The organism is Acinetobacter sp. SH20PTE14 (genome assembly GCF_021391555.1).
GTDB lineage: Bacteria > Pseudomonadota > Gammaproteobacteria > Pseudomonadales > Moraxellaceae > Acinetobacter > Acinetobacter amyesii.
This window is the reverse complement of sequence record NZ_CP090067.1, coordinates 1,351,290-1,365,645: the sequence shown is the minus strand read 5'-3', so window position 1 is coordinate 1,365,645 and position 14,356 is coordinate 1,351,290. Positions and strand designations below refer to the sequence as shown.

Sequence of the window (14,356 nt, the reverse complement as noted above, 5' to 3'; positions counted from 1 at the left end):
CCTTCACACCCCACCTCCTACACGCTGATCCGCCCAGTTACATTCCACAATCACTAGGCCATCATGCTGAAACCGCGACCAAAGACGATCACCCAAATCCTTTTGCAACTCAGCCATCGTCATATTGGAAATCAACATCGTTGGCTTTGCTGCGTCATAACGCGCATACAAAACTTTGTGCACAAGCTGCAACCGATTTTCGTGACGGTCATGCAAGCCGTATTCATCAAGAATTAACAGGTCATATTCGGTGAATCGGTGAATTGCGTTTGATTCATTGTCATCTGCTTTTTTCCAAGCATTCGCAATCTCATTACCCATATCTTCCGAAGTGATGTAACGAGCATATTTGCGTGATTCCAAGACGTTTCGAGCTACAGCGCATGCCAGATGTGTTTTGCCTGTGCCTGTACGACCCACCATAATCAAATTGCGGTTAACGCCTTGCTTGAAGTCCTTAGTGAATACTGTGCAGTGTTGCTTGGCATTCTGCTGACCAATATTTTTTACGATGTAATCTTTGAAGCCGCTATTCGCATGACGAGCTGGTAACTTAGCCCCCTCAAAATGCTTTTCACGAACCATGCGATTTACTTCAACCTCGTGATCCTTGTGAGCTTTGTTTAAAATCTCTGAAGCGCATTGCTTGCAAATTGCAGATTGCCCTACTCGAACTTTTTGAACCTTGTGAGCTTCACAGAACTCAGCACTCATTTGGATTTTTGTATTCAGGATTGAGGCGTTCATACCAAATCCTCCAATTCAACGTTGTCACTAGCAGGTGCGTAATGCTGAACCTCACCCCACGCATCGTTTACGTTTCGTGAATTTTGTTTTTCAGGAATACGGCCTGTAGATTTTTTAGCTTCACGCTCAGTCTTAGCCAGTTGTTTTTCAAATTCCTGAAAAATCCACTGTGCAAACTTCCGAAGTTTTTGGTTATCAGTGAGCTGGTGATTGTTTTCATGGTGAGTATTAAAATTCCCAAGATGGAATTGAAAATCTTCCATGCCTAGGATTTCAGAAACTCGTCGAGAATATTTTGTGGTTCTCAAAGCAATCGCCAGTTGTTCAAGATCTGGTTTCCAATGATCACTTTCTGAAAAATCTTCTTGCGCGTTTGTGTGTGTATTCTCTTGTTCCTGCTCCTGTTCCTGCTCTTGGCTTGCAAGGGGCTTCGAAGGGGCTTCGTTTTTAACTACTTTTTTAACTGTATTTTGACGTTTTTCAGTCATACAAAATGCTTGACTGTATTTATCGTAAAAGCTTGCTAGATAAGGGTTTGAAGGTAATGAGTTGTATTCGTTTTGAACACCAATACTGCGCTTATCAGTACTCTTTAATTTGTCAGCAATTTGGAAGCGAGCCATTTCATGCACCCACACCATTTCGGAAGCGTGGTCATAACTGCAAAAACCTGCTTCGCAAGCCCATTGAAGCCCCTTCGAAGCCCCTTCCATGCCTAAGCCTGTTTCATGAGCTACATATAAAAGTGGCATGTAGTAAAGCCCCAACATATTGGCGTGAGGGCTAGTCATTAAATACATAGACACCACTAAAGACTCAGGACATTGTCTCAACTGTTTACCAGTCGATCCTGTCCAAAAGTGTGGTGATACTTTTCCATATTCGCGCATAGCTTCTAAGCTCCTTCGAAGGGGCTTGCAAGGGTTAAACCACTGATGAAATGAATATTTTTAGGGCTTAGACATTTGCCCCATTGGGGCTGTTGTGCTAAATTAGATTTCATATTCAATGACTCCTGTTATTTGAATTACTAAAAGCCTGATCTAGACCATCAGGCTTTTTCTTTGCCTAAATCCCTACAAATCCCTTCCGATCCCTCGTGGAATTGAACCTCAGTACTTAAATCCCGCAACAAAGCTGATACTCCCAAGCGCTCGAATGATTTTGCTTGTAAATTAAGTACATGCCACTCACCTGCTATTTCTTTCTCAAGTAAATAAGCAAGGTACTGTGCAAGATCTTTTCCTTTGATATTTGAGAGAACCTTTGCACGTTCATGGTTCTCAGGAGACAAGCGAACATGTGTAGATTTTTTATCAAGACTCATAAGCACACCTCTGTTTGGCGCTTAAGTGGAACTTTTCCGCTTGCTAAGTCGCGAATCTGATATTCACGTGCAAGTGGTATTTTATTTTCTGGCCATTGGTAAACAGCTGGCGGCTTGATTCCAAGCATTTCAGCCAACTCAACACCATTAACGCCAAGTAGCTCAAAAGCTTCTTGTCTGGTCATTTCGCACACCTTAAAAATAAGATTTCTTAGTATTTAATCAAAGAAAACTTATAAAAGCAATATGTAAGATAACTTATATGGAAAATCAAACTATTGGTCAGCGTATACGTGCGCTTAGACGCTCAAAAAAATTAACTCAAGCGCAATTAGCTAAGATTGCAGGTGTAAGTTCGCCTGCTGTCACGGAATGGGAAAAGGATAGTTATTTACCTAAAGCAGCTTCACTTGATGCAATAGCAAATGAATTAGGTGTTTCTACTGAGTACATTCTTACCGGTAAAGGCGAGCCTTGTAGCACTTTTGGAAATGTAACACCTGTTGTGTCAAAGATGGCCCCAGTACTTTCATGGGTGCAGGCTGGCGTATTCACCAGTGTTCAAGCTGTTGATATGTCTCAAGTAGAGGAATGGCTTCCACTTCCTGAAGAATGTACAAATTGTTTTTACTTAAAAGTTCAAGGTATTAGTAACAATCCTGATTTCCTTGAAGGTGACTATATTCTTGTTGATCCTGATGTTTATTACAATGATATGCAATCTGGAGACATGATTGTTGTAAGAAGACTTGAAGACGCTACATTTAAGAAATTGGTAATTGAGACTGATGGATCTCGATACCTTCAAGCACTAAATCCAAACTTTCAACCCAATATTATTCCTCTAGATGAGGACTGTCATTTTGTTGGTCAGGTTGTTGATTGTATTCGCTATACATATCGCGCTAAGCGTAGAACAAGAATGAATTAAGACAATTCACCCAAGCATGAGGGTGCTTGGGGTTTATTGAAACTGCGAACCCGACGCAGTCCTTAAGAACAGATCGGGCGGAGAGGTAAATGGTAGACAGAATGGAAATAAGCAAACCAATTGAAATTAAAGACAATTCGATTGAAAGAATTGCTTTTGATTTAATGGAAAAAATTTCTCAATCCGAATCTTATTACAATCTGGATGAGCAAAAGCAGAAAAATCCTAGAGAGTATTTTCTTAAGCTCTATAATCAATGCTACAAGGTTGTTGATTATAAGAATGTTGATATTGATAAGCTTCTAGGGGAATAATTAATTCTTTTTCTCAAAAAGCTCTTTCTCAATTTTGTTGATATTAAAGATAATTGCATCAGCATCTTTGATGCCAGACTGAATAAACTCAATCACAAGTTTTAGTTTTTCATTATGATCTAACATGGTGAAACTCCATTGAACCCACCCCAGCGGTGGGTTTTCTTTTGTCTATTAAAACACAAAAATAAGTTTCCAAAGAATTAATATAAGATTTCTTATAAAAACTATTGACTATAAAACTAAGTTTTCTTATATTTATCTCACAGACATTAAAAAAGCACATCAATCCTCTTACCTACTGATGTGCTTTGCAACTTGCGAGGTCATTATGGAACAACAATTTTCACATAGCAATACACCAGAGTTTGCTTCTAACAAAAGCCAAACATCTGCGCGTCTTTATCAACACCCTACCGCTGAAGAAATGAAGCCTTCTAAAGCTAAAAAACGCATTGGTGATTTCTTCGCTATCGCCCTGCTTATTTCAATCTTCTTTGGATTGGCGTTAATGGCTTTTTATAAGCATGCGGAACAAATGGATCGTCAGGCTGTTGCTGCGATTAAGGGAGGTGTCAAATGAGCATCCTTCTTGGAAATCTAAGTGTTGCAGAAATTGAATTAAGACTCGGAATTAAGTTCCCTCAGGAGATTGCTGACTTCATGGGTGATAACCATCAGGCAAGTGCTCAAAATGTTCAGCCTGGTAAATGGCACTGTTTTGATATTCCTTTCAATTTGGTGTGTGGTGATGTTGAGACGGCAAAGAAGATTTATGGCGCGTTAAAAGAGAAATCAGCCGAATGTAAAGAATCTCTCCGCATCTCGGTTAATGGTTAGGGGTATCAGTATGAATGCACACCTTAAACCCACTCTTCTGGCAACACATCACATTTTGCAAGATGGGCAGATTTGTCTCTTTCGTAGCGACACAAAGCCAAATCAAAAATTAGTTAATGGTACTTGGGTTGACCTGTACGAAGACGCAAACGTAGCAAGTTGGGCTTCTCGCATTAATCAAAAACCAGTGGTTAGAAACACTGTACAAATTAAACCCTCACCTATTTACCCACGTAAAAACGTGCTTGGCGCGTACCAAGGGGATTGATATGAACACACAAGTTAATGTGAAGGAAATTGAAAACGCTCGTCAAGAATGGCTTGCTTCTCGTCGCCTTGGTATTGGTGGTTCTGATGTTGCTGCAATTCTTGGATTAAGCAAATACAAGTCTCCGTACCAGTTATGGCTAGATAAGACCAATCGTGCTGACTTGGATGATTCTGAAAGTGAGCCTGCTTACTGGGGCAACCAACTTGAAGATATTGTAGCTAAGGAATACGCAAAGCGAAACGGTGTGAAGATCCAGCGTGTGAATGCCACGATTAAAAATCCTGAACACGACTGGATGATTGCCAATATTGACCGCGCCATCATTAACCCTGAAATCTCGGGCAATGTACGCATTAAAGACGGCAAGCTTACAACTGATCGTATTCTTGAGTGTAAGACTGCAAACCAATATTTGGCAAAGCTTTGGGGTGATGAACAATCCGAGCAAGTACCAGATTATTACCTGACTCAGTGTCAGTGGTACATGGGAAATACGGGCGCAACCCTATGTGGCCTAGGTGTGCTGATTGGTGGGCAAAAATTTCGAAGCTACCAGATTGATTTTGATGAAGAGTTATTTGCAATGCTTCAGGAAGAGTGCTCAAAGTTTTGGTTTGAGCATGTGCAAGCAGACATGCCGCCTGCCCCTACAACTTTCGATGATGTGTTGCACCGTTGGTCACATCACAATGCTGACCAAGCCTTAACTGCTGATGATGATTTAGTAGAAACCATTGCTGAATATAAAGACCTTAACAAAACCATTAAGGACGCTGATAAAGAGCTGGATGCTCTGAAGCTAAAAATCTGCAGCCGCATGGAAGATGCGGAAATGATTATTCAAGAAGAAAAGCGTCTGGCAACTTTCAAGTACCAAGAGCGCAACACACTGGATAGCAAAGCACTGAAAGCAGCTCATCCAAAAATTTACGAACAATTTGTGAAGACTTCAAGCACTCGTGTTTTACGTGTGTCTTAACCAGTATTTATAAGGAATAAAAAATGAACTCAATCGTTAAAGTGCCAACCGCAAGTGTGAATTTCTTAACGCCAACCAACTTGCAGGAAGCTATGCAGATTGCGGATCTGCTTGCTGGTTCGGATATTGTGCCAAAAGATTATCAGCGCAAGCCTGGCAACATTCTTGTTGCTATGCAATGGGGTGCTGAAATTGGATTACAACCTTTACAGGCTATGCAAAATATTGCCGTCATCAATGGTCGCCCTTCTATCTGGGGTGATGCAATGCTTGCACTTGTGCGTAGCTCAGGTCTACTTGATTTTATTCGTGAAGAAATCTCGGAAGATGGTACAAAAGCGACCTGTACTGTTAAGCGTAAAAACGAAGAACCTGCGGTGTCGATCTTCACTATGGAGGATGCGAAAAAAGCAGGATTATCAGGTAAACAAGGCCCATGGACTCAATACCCTAAACGCATGTTGAAGCTACGTGCACGATCTTACGCTTTGCGAGATATTTTCCCTGATGTTCTAAAAGGCATGGCAATTGCTGAGGAGGAAAAAGATAAGGAGATCGATATCACCCCAGCCTCATCAGAAGTAAATGCGCCAAAATCCAATAGTGGTTCATCAGCTTTAAAAGCTCGGATGGCAAAAAAGCAAGCTGTTGAATCTACTGCTGTTGAAGTTGATTTTGATGTTCAAGCTTGTCTTGATGCTATTGAAACAGCTCAATCATTGGATGATTTGAAGGCTATTGCCAACACAATTCCTGCAAATTTGGGTGAGCCTGCCAAATCCACGATTAACTCCGTTTATAAGTCACGCAAAGCTGAACTCTCGGAAGCATTCCCTGATTCCTCTGTACAGTCGGTTATTTCTGAAATCAATAATGCCTCAGATTTAGATCAACTAAATGAGCTAATGCAGTCTCGCTTTGAGCCATTTACCGCACAAATGACAGAGGCTCAAATCAACCAGATCAGTAGTGCTTACGATGCTCAAGAGGCAGCACTAACTCCATGAGCTATCAATATTCTGCAATCACCCGAGTGCTGTTAATTCAGCACAACGGTCGGGTTAAAACTTACCGCAATATCAATCTATTTGGGATTGAGGATTGCATTCAGGATTTCGTGAATAGTTGGGGGTATCGACATGGCTAGACTTGCAAACTCGGTTTCTGCAGCGTTTTTAGAATGGCTAGATCGTGGCGGTCACAAAATCGAACTCAAGAAAAACGCCATGATTGTAAAAAAGCAATTTAGCGATGGTGTGAAACGCAGCGTGATTCCTTTCGGGCGTCACGAAATTAAAGAGTTTTACGAATTGGACGAATACCTATCCCAGCGTTATGAGATTTTTCTAAAGCAGTATTTCAATAATGGGAAAGGTTTTATTCAGGATTTGCATTTAGCTATGGCGAGCAAGTATCGCAAGGCTGTGATGATAAATAATTTAGCGAAGGTGGCGTGATGTTTAAGGTTGGTCAGTTAGCTGTAAATATCAACAATAATTCAGTCCATCAAATTAGACATATTAAAGTCCAGAATGGCGAGCAGTTGTTGGGGTTTGGAAAGAAACCTATGGCTTGGTCTTTTGCTAAAGACTATAAAAAATACTCAAAGGTGGTGTGATGGAAAATCCAGAAAAAATTGAAATCGAAGGCTTAAGAACGATTAATAAACTTTGCAAATTTGGTGCTGATCACAATATGGAAGGCTGCACCTTTACTGAAATCGTTGAGCGTATGTTTGATGAATTAGCCAAAGCCCAAGCGGTGCCGGAAGGGTTTGTTTTGGTGCCAATACAACCCAATGAGAAGACACTTATAAAAATGTCATGGTCGGTGGCACTAGGTGAAGATCAACACGGCAACTCTGTTTACTTATCAATTGATGAGGCAAAACAAGCGTATGAGGCAGTGATCGAAGCACAGGAGCAAGACTAATGGGTATTTTAACTAAAAATTACGTTGTGGTTATGGAAGATGGAAGCAAATGGGCGGTCCCTGTTCGCTTTATTGCGGAGCATCGTGCTAAGTATTTTGCGGAAAAAGACAATGTGTCAATTGCCGAAAGCTTAAATGAAGACACCTCTCCACTTTTTGAAGAAGATGAATATGAAATTCATGATTGGGCTGCGAACAATCTAAATTTTAGCGATGTTAAAGGTGTGGCGAAAATGGTCTCACCACCTGATGTTGATTATGAAGATGGTTGGGCGAATGGTGAATATGAAATTCAGGAGCCAACCAATGACTGAATACAAAATTACAAGTCTAAAGGATCTACTAAACATCCCTGTGGATCGAATTGATGATTGCTTGGATGAGTTAAAAGATGGCCTAAAGTTGATGCATGCTCAAATGGTAGCTTTTGAAATCCCTGTGGTTGACGCTGTGTTCGATAGCTTCACCTGGAAAGATGATGGCGCGAAAGATATGACCAGCAATGCACATTTTTCTTGTGGTGGTGTTGTTCAAGTTAAGGTGGATCAAAATGACTGAAATTCAATTAACAAAACCTCAATTCGCTCAGCTCCAAATTGACAACCTCACATCTAAAGATATGCCCTACTTTGAAAATTGGGATACACAGGAGGTTGAACTGTTTAATGCGATTGTTAATGCAGTCGATTACGACAATGAGTTTACTTTCAATATGCGCGGTTGGTCTCGTCAACGTGTAGTGAATGGCACAGGCGGAATGATCGAAGTAAATGAAATGAATGCGGATGAGCTATATCACTTGTTTAGTTGTTATTTGAGTGGGTTGCCTAGAAATGTTGTGGAAAGTTTGAAGGAGGTGTCATGAAAATTAAGCTAAATGAAATGTCACAGCAAGACAAAGATATGCGCTTAGATCGCTTCCTTGCTGCATCAGATCAACAGTTATTTCCGCAGGAAGATGTAGCAATATACCTCTCCTGCTCCATTCATACCTTGCAGCGCTTGCGCTGTGTAGGTGGTGGCATTCCTTATACAAAGGTAGGCCGATGTGTAACTTACAAGAAGTCGGATGTGCTGGCCTACCAAGAGCGACAAACCGTAATGAATACAGCCCAACTTGCCTCTTAGTCGAAGCAGTTGAGCTTACCCTGATACACGGCTTCAATGTCATTCATTGCAAGCCGTAATTTCTTGAGTGATACCTGCACATAACCACCAGTCACATCGTTTTTAGCACCAGAGCGATGGTTTAAAAGTCGCTTAATGGTGTATGGACCATAGTCCAAATTATTGCAGATTGTCGCAAAAGTTCGACGCAAATCGTGCAGTGAAATTTCAATACCTGTTTGCTCGCCTATCGTTCTTAACAAGCCTTGAGCGCCTGCAATATGCTTTGCATCTGAAGTCATATTGGAGCCCGGGAAAACATAGTCATTTCTTCGCAGCTCATAACGCTGTTTGATAATCTCAAAAAGATGATCACCCATTGGTAATAAGTGGTCATCACCGTTCTTTGGATCCTTAAAGACAAATAAGCCCTTCTCAATATCTACATTTTCCCACTTCAGGGTTTGTGCTTCATTTCTGCGGCACCCGGTATACATGATGAATAGCACCAGATCTCGTGTGGCATTCTTGGATGCGTCCTCATATAAAGAACGCTCAGTGAAATAATTCAAGACTGCATTATAAAAAGTATAGATATTACTTTCATCCAGATGGCGTGTACGTGCTTTAGTTTTATTCCAGCCACGTTTTGCAGGAATCACATCAACCGGGTTTTGTTTGAGAATGGGATTTTCATCAGTTGAGCAATGGATTTGGGCGAAGCGCCAGATGGACCCAAGCATTTTTAAAGTAAGGTTGGCTTGAGTGGGGCTATATTCGGTCAACTTAATGAACCGGTCAAATACATCCTTTTTATTGATTTCAAATATAGGCCGTTCTTTCCAGTCTGAAAGAAAGGTATTAATGCAGTGATTGTAGGTATTCACAGAAAGCGGTTTTAATTTTCTTTGCTTTAAGTACAGGTCGAACGCCTGACTTAATGTGATCTCATTATTTAAGGCATCTTTCTTTTTCTCAAAAACACCATTAGCAATATCAGCCAAAATGGACTGAGCCTTTTTTCTGGCTTCTGCAGGTGTAATCTCATTAGTCTTGCCTAGCGTCACACGGAATAGCTTCCCGGCATGTCTCCGCTCGACAATATAAGATTTGCTTTTTGTTGTAGCTCGGACTGCAAAACCAATCAAATCTGAGTCACGATAGATGGCTTGCCCTTTTTCAGTCAATGCAATAGCATCAACATTAGATTTGTTGAGTTTCATTTCAAGCTTAATTTACAAATTCGACACTTGCATTTTAAGCCTGAAATTACTCAACAGTCTACATATAGTCTACACGTTATTTTTTAGTGTAGACGTGATGTATAATAAATTAATATATAACAACAACTTAAATCACCCTGTACTTTCTGACTACTAGAAGCGCCAGTTATAGAACAAGTCGATTGCACGCTCTAAAGACTGACTCGCTTCCAAGTACAAACGTTGATTCATTTGATAACGTAAGGTCAGTTTATTCACTGGTGTAAATACCCCGACACCATAACGAATGAATAAGTCAGGTGTGATATAACCCGTCACAGAAACCTGAGTATCATCTCCTGTTCCTTGAGCATCTAATGCCAAACCACTCAGACCAAATGTACGACCAATTTGATTGGTCAATGCACGTGTACCACCCAAGCCCATACTAATACCGGCTGCAGCAATCGTGTTGTTCACATCAGAACGGAAACCTTCCGCCTGACTTAAACCTGAACTTCCTTCATTGATACGACCTGTAATTAAGGCATTTAAGGCTTCTTGTTCAGATAGACCTGCATCGTTATACACCTGAATTGCAGGGCTTGATGCTGTACCTGTCACACGAACACCAACAGTACTGCCTTGCACGGCTTTATTGGCATCGATATCTAAAGTAGGGTTCGCCAATGGTCCATTAAAACGGGCAATCGCACGGTTCAAGTCCAGACTTTGACCATAAGCTTCAATTTTCACACGCTGAGAAACACCGATTGCACCATTGGCACGCATTGCTGTTTCTAATCCACGTTGTGTCAAATTCAAACGACCAATCAACGGAATTCGGCTATCAAAACCTTGGAAAATAACTTGATTACCAATATTTACCTGTACGTCAGCGCGAATATCCCAAGGACGTGCCGATTTTAAGATTTCAAGTTGGTTATCACCTTCATGTACCACACGCACATCTGAAGATACCCCAACCACTGTTGCAGACGATTCTGGCATCGAAATTAATGCGCGCGGCACATCAATTTTACCTTTTAGGGTTAATTTCTTACTAAAAGGCAGCACATCTAAAGATAAATCAGGCGTTACAACAGCAGTGATCAATGGCGCTTGACGGACCAACATTTCATTACCCGTTAAATTCAACTGGATACGTGGATCATTTTTCCAGTCAATATTTCCGTTTAATTTGCCCACACCACGACCACTATTAAATGCACCATCAATCGTCGCGTGGTTTTGACGTACAGCAGAATACAACTGAATATTGGTCAAGTTCACAGGTAATGAAATCATGCTAATCGAGCCATTTTTCACTCGAATCTCACCATCCATTAAAGGCTGAGACAATGTTCCGCTAATTTTTGCCGCATAAGACAACGTGCCGCCCATTGAACGGACATCTTGTATAAATGGTTTTAAGATTTTCAATTGAACTTGGTTAAAGGCCACTTCACCGCGGATCGGTTTATTGGCTTTATACGGATCAATAATAATATTGGCATAACCTGTACCAATATCAGGAGCTTTGGTATCGAGTCGAATTTGTAGCCCTTCAGCGACACTTTTCGCAATCAAACCTACTTCATCATATTTTAAAGTGGATGCTAAATACTGTGGGTCTTCCGCTGCTAAACCGAGTAAACCGTCACGAGTCACTAATCGTGCATCAATTTTAGGTTTTGCACCTTTCGCCCAAGACGCTTTCGCATAACCATTCACTTTACCCGTAATCGCCAGGCCTTCAGGCATAAATGCTGCGAAGTCGTTTAGGTCTAGGTTTTTTGTCACAAAAGATACATTGCCGCGGTTTTTATTCACACGAATCGGCTGATCAAAACATAATTCACTTTGCTGACTCATCCAACAATGCGCGCCAACAAATAAGTCAGACTGTGCAGTGTTGTAAATAATCGATGCATTTTGACGCTGCACAAGACGTGTACGCAAGGAGTCAAAATCGCCTTTTTGAATCTGACCAAGCCAATTATTTTGTGCGTTAAAACCACCAGCTAACTGCACATAAAATTTTGATAATTTATTTTCAGCACTGACTTTTAATAAATGCGCATTACGTGTACCGGCCAGTGAAATTTGACCTTTCACAATCTCACGGTTGTTACTGCGTAAATTATCCATCGTTGCCGTTAATAAACTTGGTGAAGTCGCAGAAGTTGGCAACTCGCCTTGCACCCGTATTTTTTTCACACTGAATAAATTATTAAATGCAAAATCATCTATTGCGATATTGGCAGATGCTTGCAGTCGTGGCTGTGCTTGAACATTTAAGTAGCCATAAGCACGTCCACGTAGGCCTGCATAAACTTCATATAACGCTGGTGCATTAATTTTCAATTGTAAATTTTGTGCATTACCAGTGGCTTGAATTTGGTTATTGGCATAAGCCAACAGTAAATTATTCGCTTCAAACTGTTTTGGCATAAAGCCAGATTGATTTGAATTAATCACCATCGCCAAGTTACCTTGACCACGGACAGGTTTGTTATTGATCATACCTGCCAAATTCAGACGTTCAATTTGAATACGTTTTAGCGCATCTGACCACACACCACTGGTTTTTAAATTTCCAGATAATTCACCCCGTACATTTGAGGCAAAATAATGCGGCTTAAAATGCACCAGTGATGCATTGATATCCCAACCAATGGCTTTTTGTAGTAAAACTTGTCCATTGGCAGAAATTTTACCTGCCACGCCATCATGACGCAGCTCGGCTATTTTAATTAATTCAGGTGTACCCGATACTTTGAAAATCAAACTGCCTTTACTTGCAGCAACTTGGCTTGCATTAAGGCCACCATCATAATTCACAGCAAAAGCTTTAAAGCCTCCACCTTGTTTCTCATCATGGAAAGTCAGCGCAGCAGTAGATTGACCTGTTAAATGAACTGTTTCATTTTGCTGTGCTAGTCGGCCTAACAAATCAATATTATTCAGCTGAATAATCTGTTGATTTGGTTTTGCATAACCATTGGCTTTTAATGACCCTGTAATTTGATCGACAGGCGCAGCAGCTACGATGGTTTGCGGATTGAACTGCTGTGCTTGTACATTGGCTTGCCATTTCAGCATACGTTTTTGATCAGGCAATTCTACAACTGCGTTACCTTTGAGCTGACCTTTGTCGGCCACATAACTAAAGGCAGGGACATTGAGATTGTTATTTTTCAGATTCAATTTGGCTTGATATTGTCCAGCAGGCAGAGCACCTTTTTCATGTCGTGACACTGTGGTCGCCACATTAATGTTCTGCTGACCTTCTGTAAGCGCCAATTGCACATTGCCCGAATCACTACTCAACCATCCAACATATGGCACTGCACGGTCTATATTTTTCCAAGACACATCCATCAGCATCGGCTGAGCTTTATTATTTTTAGCAGGCGCTTGATCGAGTTTTAAATTCCAAGTTTCATATTGATCAAAATCCACCAACGCCGTCAGGTGCATGCCTTTTTCAAGGGTCCCTTTGGACGCAATATTACTATTTAAACTCACAGGTAGAAAATCTTGAACCACCTGCGGGATCAGCTTATGTTTTGGATTAATTTTATCTAAACGACCACTTACATCCCAAGTGACCTGATCTTTCCAACTCACCACGCCACCCAAGTTGACAGAGCCGCCCATCACTTGACCATTTAGGTTAGTAATATCAAGTTGGTTGACCAAGTCCGTACTCATGAGCGCGGTATATTTACCTTCAGGGATATTGGCACCGCTCAGGTCCGTGTCTAAATCTAAATTGAGACGCTGAATATCCCCTTTGAATTTTGCCAGACCATTTTTAGCAAAAAGCTTTTGCTCCGTCAGTAAAGGTAAATGATAGTTTTTAAATTTGAGTGCACCAAACATCGGGACATGTGGACGCATCGGATGGACCACAGCCCAACCAGTTAGAAGATCTGGGGTATGGGTTGCCACACCAGCTTGAATCGTATCAAGAGATCCTTTAGCTACCACTTGAATATCATGAATGTTCAAGCTTTCACGTAGTGAAGGTAAATTGACAATGCCCACAGCATTTAGCGGATATTTGCCTTCAAATTTCATATTTCCCGAAGCTTGACGCACAGATAAATAGCCCATATCCATACGGGTATCTTCGAATTTTAATTCCGTCCCTGACCAAAGCGCTTCATTTAATTCAATGTCATAAAAATCCACACCTGAACTATGGGTTTTAATCAACATATGATCTAAATCTGCATGATCGACACGAAGTACGAACGGCAAACGGATTTCACTAAATACAAAAGGTTTATCGCTAGGTGGGGTCTTGGTAATAATTTGCAGATTTTTAACATCTGCTTTATTTAAATGAATTTCTTTATTAATAATGGCGCGCCAACCGAGTGTAATATCGGCACGGTCAATTTTTACATCGACAGGTTTTAGCGTAACGAGGACATTTCGTAGAATAATGCCCCGCCACAGGTTACCACCTTCATATTCATAGTGAATGATTTGCTGACGTTCCAGAACACGGTCAAGTAAAAACTTACTGCCTTTGTCTGTAGAGAACATGACCGCCAATGCAGCCACCAAAAAGATAAGCACGAACACGAAGGTCAAAATGACACTTCGAAGAATACGACGCTTCTTCGGCAGTTGCTCTACCGGCGTTTCGTTTTCTGGTTCTTGCTGTTCTTGTTCAGTCATAAAAAACACAT

Annotated in this window: 22 protein-coding genes; 15 read left to right on the top strand and 7 right to left on the bottom strand. The window is 41.0% G+C overall.

The genetic code is table 11. The annotated features are described in order from the left end of the window. Window positions 1-3: 3 nt before the first annotated feature. From LXF01_RS06680 to LXF01_RS06665, 4 genes are all read right to left on the bottom strand, one after another. A complete protein-coding gene (locus tag LXF01_RS06680; RefSeq protein ID WP_233945257.1) occupies window positions 4-747 on the bottom strand; it encodes an ATP-binding protein in 744 nt (247 codons plus the stop codon). Continuing rightward, the gene (locus tag LXF01_RS06675; protein ID WP_233945256.1) at window positions 744-1,637 is read right to left on the bottom strand and encodes a hypothetical protein; all 894 of its coding nucleotides are present in this window, start codon (window positions 1,635-1,637) and stop codon (window positions 744-746) included. Before LXF01_RS06675 ends, LXF01_RS06680 begins: the two co-directional genes overlap by 4 nt. A gap of 161 nt (window positions 1,638-1,798) precedes the next feature. Continuing rightward, a complete protein-coding gene (locus tag LXF01_RS06670; RefSeq protein ID WP_078191951.1) occupies window positions 1,799-2,074 on the bottom strand; it encodes a hypothetical protein in 276 nt (91 codons plus the stop codon). Beyond that, window positions 2,071-2,259 (bottom strand): Cro/CI family transcriptional regulator, encoded by a 189-nt coding sequence (locus LXF01_RS06665; protein ID WP_180004867.1) that lies wholly within the window; start codon window positions 2,257-2,259, stop codon window positions 2,071-2,073. Before LXF01_RS06665 ends, LXF01_RS06670 begins: the two co-directional genes overlap by 4 nt. A 77-nt stretch (window positions 2,260-2,336) precedes the next feature. On the opposite strand from LXF01_RS06665, the gene LXF01_RS06660 reads away from it, so the two are divergent. Both LXF01_RS06660 and LXF01_RS06655 read left to right on the top strand, forming a co-directional pair. After that, window positions 2,337-3,005: a LexA family protein gene (locus tag LXF01_RS06660; protein WP_233945255.1), complete on the top strand. Its 669-nt coding sequence runs from the start codon at window positions 2,337-2,339 to the stop codon at window positions 3,003-3,005. 89 nt (window positions 3,006-3,094) lie between these two features. Further along, window positions 3,095-3,319, top strand: coding sequence for a hypothetical protein (locus tag LXF01_RS06655; protein WP_233945254.1), 225 nt, complete (start codon window positions 3,095-3,097; stop codon window positions 3,317-3,319). Here LXF01_RS06655 and LXF01_RS17525 read toward each other — a convergent pair whose 3' ends face one another. Further along, window positions 3,320-3,445 carry a hypothetical protein gene (locus LXF01_RS17525; RefSeq protein ID WP_267967531.1) on the bottom strand — a complete coding sequence of 42 codons (126 nt, stop codon included), beginning with the start codon at window positions 3,443-3,445 and terminating at the stop codon, window positions 3,320-3,322. It abuts the gene before it with no gap. A 205-nt stretch (window positions 3,446-3,650) separates the two neighbouring features. Here LXF01_RS17525 and LXF01_RS06650 point away from each other — a divergent pair, with 205 nt between their 5' ends. From LXF01_RS06650 to LXF01_RS06590, 13 genes are read left to right on the top strand one after another with little or no spacing between them, the layout of a single operon-like run. After that, complete coding sequence (locus LXF01_RS06650) at window positions 3,651-3,902, top strand: hypothetical protein (RefSeq protein ID WP_233945253.1); 252 nt, start codon at window positions 3,651-3,653, stop codon at window positions 3,900-3,902. Beyond that, on the top strand, window positions 3,899-4,159 hold the full coding sequence (locus LXF01_RS06645; protein WP_233945252.1) for a hypothetical protein: 261 nt from the start codon (window positions 3,899-3,901) through the stop codon (window positions 4,157-4,159). The genes LXF01_RS06650 and LXF01_RS06645 overlap by 4 nt, the downstream gene beginning before the upstream one ends. A 10-nt stretch (window positions 4,160-4,169) precedes the next feature. Further along, window positions 4,170-4,427 carry a hypothetical protein gene (locus LXF01_RS06640; protein ID WP_233945251.1) on the top strand — a complete coding sequence of 86 codons (258 nt, stop codon included), beginning with the start codon at window positions 4,170-4,172 and terminating at the stop codon, window positions 4,425-4,427. 1 nt (window position 4,428) lies between these two features. Further along, on the top strand, window positions 4,429-5,409 hold the full coding sequence (locus LXF01_RS06635) for a YqaJ viral recombinase family nuclease (protein ID WP_233945250.1): 981 nt from the start codon (window positions 4,429-4,431) through the stop codon (window positions 5,407-5,409). Between the two features lie 23 nt (window positions 5,410-5,432). Continuing rightward, a complete protein-coding gene (locus LXF01_RS06630) occupies window positions 5,433-6,416 on the top strand; it encodes a recombinase RecT (protein ID WP_233945249.1) in 984 nt (327 codons plus the stop codon). Further along, entirely contained in the window at window positions 6,413-6,556 is a 144-nt protein-coding gene (locus LXF01_RS06625) for a hypothetical protein (RefSeq protein WP_233945248.1), read from the top strand. Before LXF01_RS06630 ends, LXF01_RS06625 begins: the two co-directional genes overlap by 4 nt. Then, window positions 6,549-6,866: a hypothetical protein gene (locus LXF01_RS06620; protein ID WP_233945247.1), complete on the top strand. Its 318-nt coding sequence runs from the start codon at window positions 6,549-6,551 to the stop codon at window positions 6,864-6,866. The genes LXF01_RS06625 and LXF01_RS06620 overlap by 8 nt, the downstream gene beginning before the upstream one ends. Then, entirely contained in the window at window positions 6,866-7,027 is a 162-nt protein-coding gene (locus LXF01_RS06615; RefSeq protein WP_233945246.1) for a hypothetical protein, read from the top strand. Before LXF01_RS06620 ends, LXF01_RS06615 begins: the two co-directional genes overlap by 1 nt. Next, window positions 7,027-7,341, top strand: coding sequence for a hypothetical protein (locus LXF01_RS06610; RefSeq protein ID WP_233945245.1), 315 nt, complete (start codon window positions 7,027-7,029; stop codon window positions 7,339-7,341). The genes LXF01_RS06615 and LXF01_RS06610 overlap by 1 nt, the downstream gene beginning before the upstream one ends. Continuing rightward, window positions 7,341-7,655 (top strand): hypothetical protein, encoded by a 315-nt coding sequence (locus LXF01_RS06605; protein WP_233945244.1) that lies wholly within the window; start codon window positions 7,341-7,343, stop codon window positions 7,653-7,655. Before LXF01_RS06610 ends, LXF01_RS06605 begins: the two co-directional genes overlap by 1 nt. Further along, complete coding sequence (locus tag LXF01_RS06600; protein ID WP_233945243.1) at window positions 7,648-7,899, top strand: hypothetical protein; 252 nt, start codon at window positions 7,648-7,650, stop codon at window positions 7,897-7,899. The genes LXF01_RS06605 and LXF01_RS06600 overlap by 8 nt, the downstream gene beginning before the upstream one ends. Further along, on the top strand, window positions 7,892-8,206 hold the full coding sequence (locus LXF01_RS06595; RefSeq protein WP_233945242.1) for a hypothetical protein: 315 nt from the start codon (window positions 7,892-7,894) through the stop codon (window positions 8,204-8,206). Before LXF01_RS06600 ends, LXF01_RS06595 begins: the two co-directional genes overlap by 8 nt. Then, window positions 8,203-8,469: a helix-turn-helix domain-containing protein gene (locus LXF01_RS06590; protein WP_233945241.1), complete on the top strand. Its 267-nt coding sequence runs from the start codon at window positions 8,203-8,205 to the stop codon at window positions 8,467-8,469. The genes LXF01_RS06595 and LXF01_RS06590 overlap by 4 nt, the downstream gene beginning before the upstream one ends. Here the strand turns inward: LXF01_RS06590 and LXF01_RS06585 are convergent. After that, entirely contained in the window at window positions 8,466-9,671 is a 1,206-nt protein-coding gene (locus tag LXF01_RS06585; RefSeq protein ID WP_233945240.1) for a tyrosine-type recombinase/integrase, read from the bottom strand. The genes LXF01_RS06590 and LXF01_RS06585 overlap by 4 nt on opposite strands. Window positions 9,672-9,824: 153 nt before the next feature. Continuing rightward, window positions 9,825-14,345, bottom strand: coding sequence for a translocation/assembly module TamB domain-containing protein (locus LXF01_RS06580; protein WP_233945239.1), 4,521 nt, complete (start codon window positions 14,343-14,345; stop codon window positions 9,825-9,827). Between the last annotated feature and the right edge of the window lie 11 nt (window positions 14,346-14,356).

What these genes read in the sequence shown, in the direction of transcription:
- LXF01_RS06680 (WP_233945257.1), bottom strand. Translation starts at nt 747, where the DNA reads ATGAACGCCTCAATCCTGAATACAAAAATCCAAATGAGTGCTGAGTTC.
- LXF01_RS06675 (WP_233945256.1), bottom strand. Translation starts at nt 1,637, where the DNA reads ATGCGCGAATATGGAAAAGTATCACCACACTTTTGGACAGGATCGACT.
- LXF01_RS06670 (WP_078191951.1), bottom strand. Translation starts at nt 2,074, where the DNA reads ATGAGTCTTGATAAAAAATCTACACATGTTCGCTTGTCTCCTGAGAAC.
- LXF01_RS06665 (WP_180004867.1), bottom strand. Translation starts at nt 2,259, where the DNA reads ATGACCAGACAAGAAGCTTTTGAGCTACTTGGCGTTAATGGTGTTGAG.
- LXF01_RS06660 (WP_233945255.1), top strand. Translation starts at nt 2,337, where the DNA reads ATGGAAAATCAAACTATTGGTCAGCGTATACGTGCGCTTAGACGCTCA.
- LXF01_RS06655 (WP_233945254.1), top strand. Translation starts at nt 3,095, where the DNA reads ATGGTAGACAGAATGGAAATAAGCAAACCAATTGAAATTAAAGACAAT.
- LXF01_RS17525 (WP_267967531.1), bottom strand. Translation starts at nt 3,445, where the DNA reads ATGTTAGATCATAATGAAAAACTAAAACTTGTGATTGAGTTTATTCAG.
- LXF01_RS06650 (WP_233945253.1), top strand. Translation starts at nt 3,651, where the DNA reads ATGGAACAACAATTTTCACATAGCAATACACCAGAGTTTGCTTCTAAC.
- LXF01_RS06645 (WP_233945252.1), top strand. Translation starts at nt 3,899, where the DNA reads ATGAGCATCCTTCTTGGAAATCTAAGTGTTGCAGAAATTGAATTAAGA.
- LXF01_RS06640 (WP_233945251.1), top strand. Translation starts at nt 4,170, where the DNA reads ATGAATGCACACCTTAAACCCACTCTTCTGGCAACACATCACATTTTG.
- LXF01_RS06635 (WP_233945250.1), top strand. Translation starts at nt 4,429, where the DNA reads ATGAACACACAAGTTAATGTGAAGGAAATTGAAAACGCTCGTCAAGAA.
- LXF01_RS06630 (WP_233945249.1), top strand. Translation starts at nt 5,433, where the DNA reads ATGAACTCAATCGTTAAAGTGCCAACCGCAAGTGTGAATTTCTTAACG.
- LXF01_RS06625 (WP_233945248.1), top strand. Translation starts at nt 6,413, where the DNA reads ATGAGCTATCAATATTCTGCAATCACCCGAGTGCTGTTAATTCAGCAC.
- LXF01_RS06620 (WP_233945247.1), top strand. Translation starts at nt 6,549, where the DNA reads ATGGCTAGACTTGCAAACTCGGTTTCTGCAGCGTTTTTAGAATGGCTA.
- LXF01_RS06615 (WP_233945246.1), top strand. Translation starts at nt 6,866, where the DNA reads ATGTTTAAGGTTGGTCAGTTAGCTGTAAATATCAACAATAATTCAGTC.
- LXF01_RS06610 (WP_233945245.1), top strand. Translation starts at nt 7,027, where the DNA reads ATGGAAAATCCAGAAAAAATTGAAATCGAAGGCTTAAGAACGATTAAT.
- LXF01_RS06605 (WP_233945244.1), top strand. Translation starts at nt 7,341, where the DNA reads ATGGGTATTTTAACTAAAAATTACGTTGTGGTTATGGAAGATGGAAGC.
- LXF01_RS06600 (WP_233945243.1), top strand. Translation starts at nt 7,648, where the DNA reads ATGACTGAATACAAAATTACAAGTCTAAAGGATCTACTAAACATCCCT.
- LXF01_RS06595 (WP_233945242.1), top strand. Translation starts at nt 7,892, where the DNA reads ATGACTGAAATTCAATTAACAAAACCTCAATTCGCTCAGCTCCAAATT.
- LXF01_RS06590 (WP_233945241.1), top strand. Translation starts at nt 8,203, where the DNA reads ATGAAAATTAAGCTAAATGAAATGTCACAGCAAGACAAAGATATGCGC.
- LXF01_RS06585 (WP_233945240.1), bottom strand. Translation starts at nt 9,671, where the DNA reads ATGAAACTCAACAAATCTAATGTTGATGCTATTGCATTGACTGAAAAA.
- LXF01_RS06580 (WP_233945239.1), bottom strand. Translation starts at nt 14,345, where the DNA reads ATGACTGAACAAGAACAGCAAGAACCAGAAAACGAAACGCCGGTAGAG.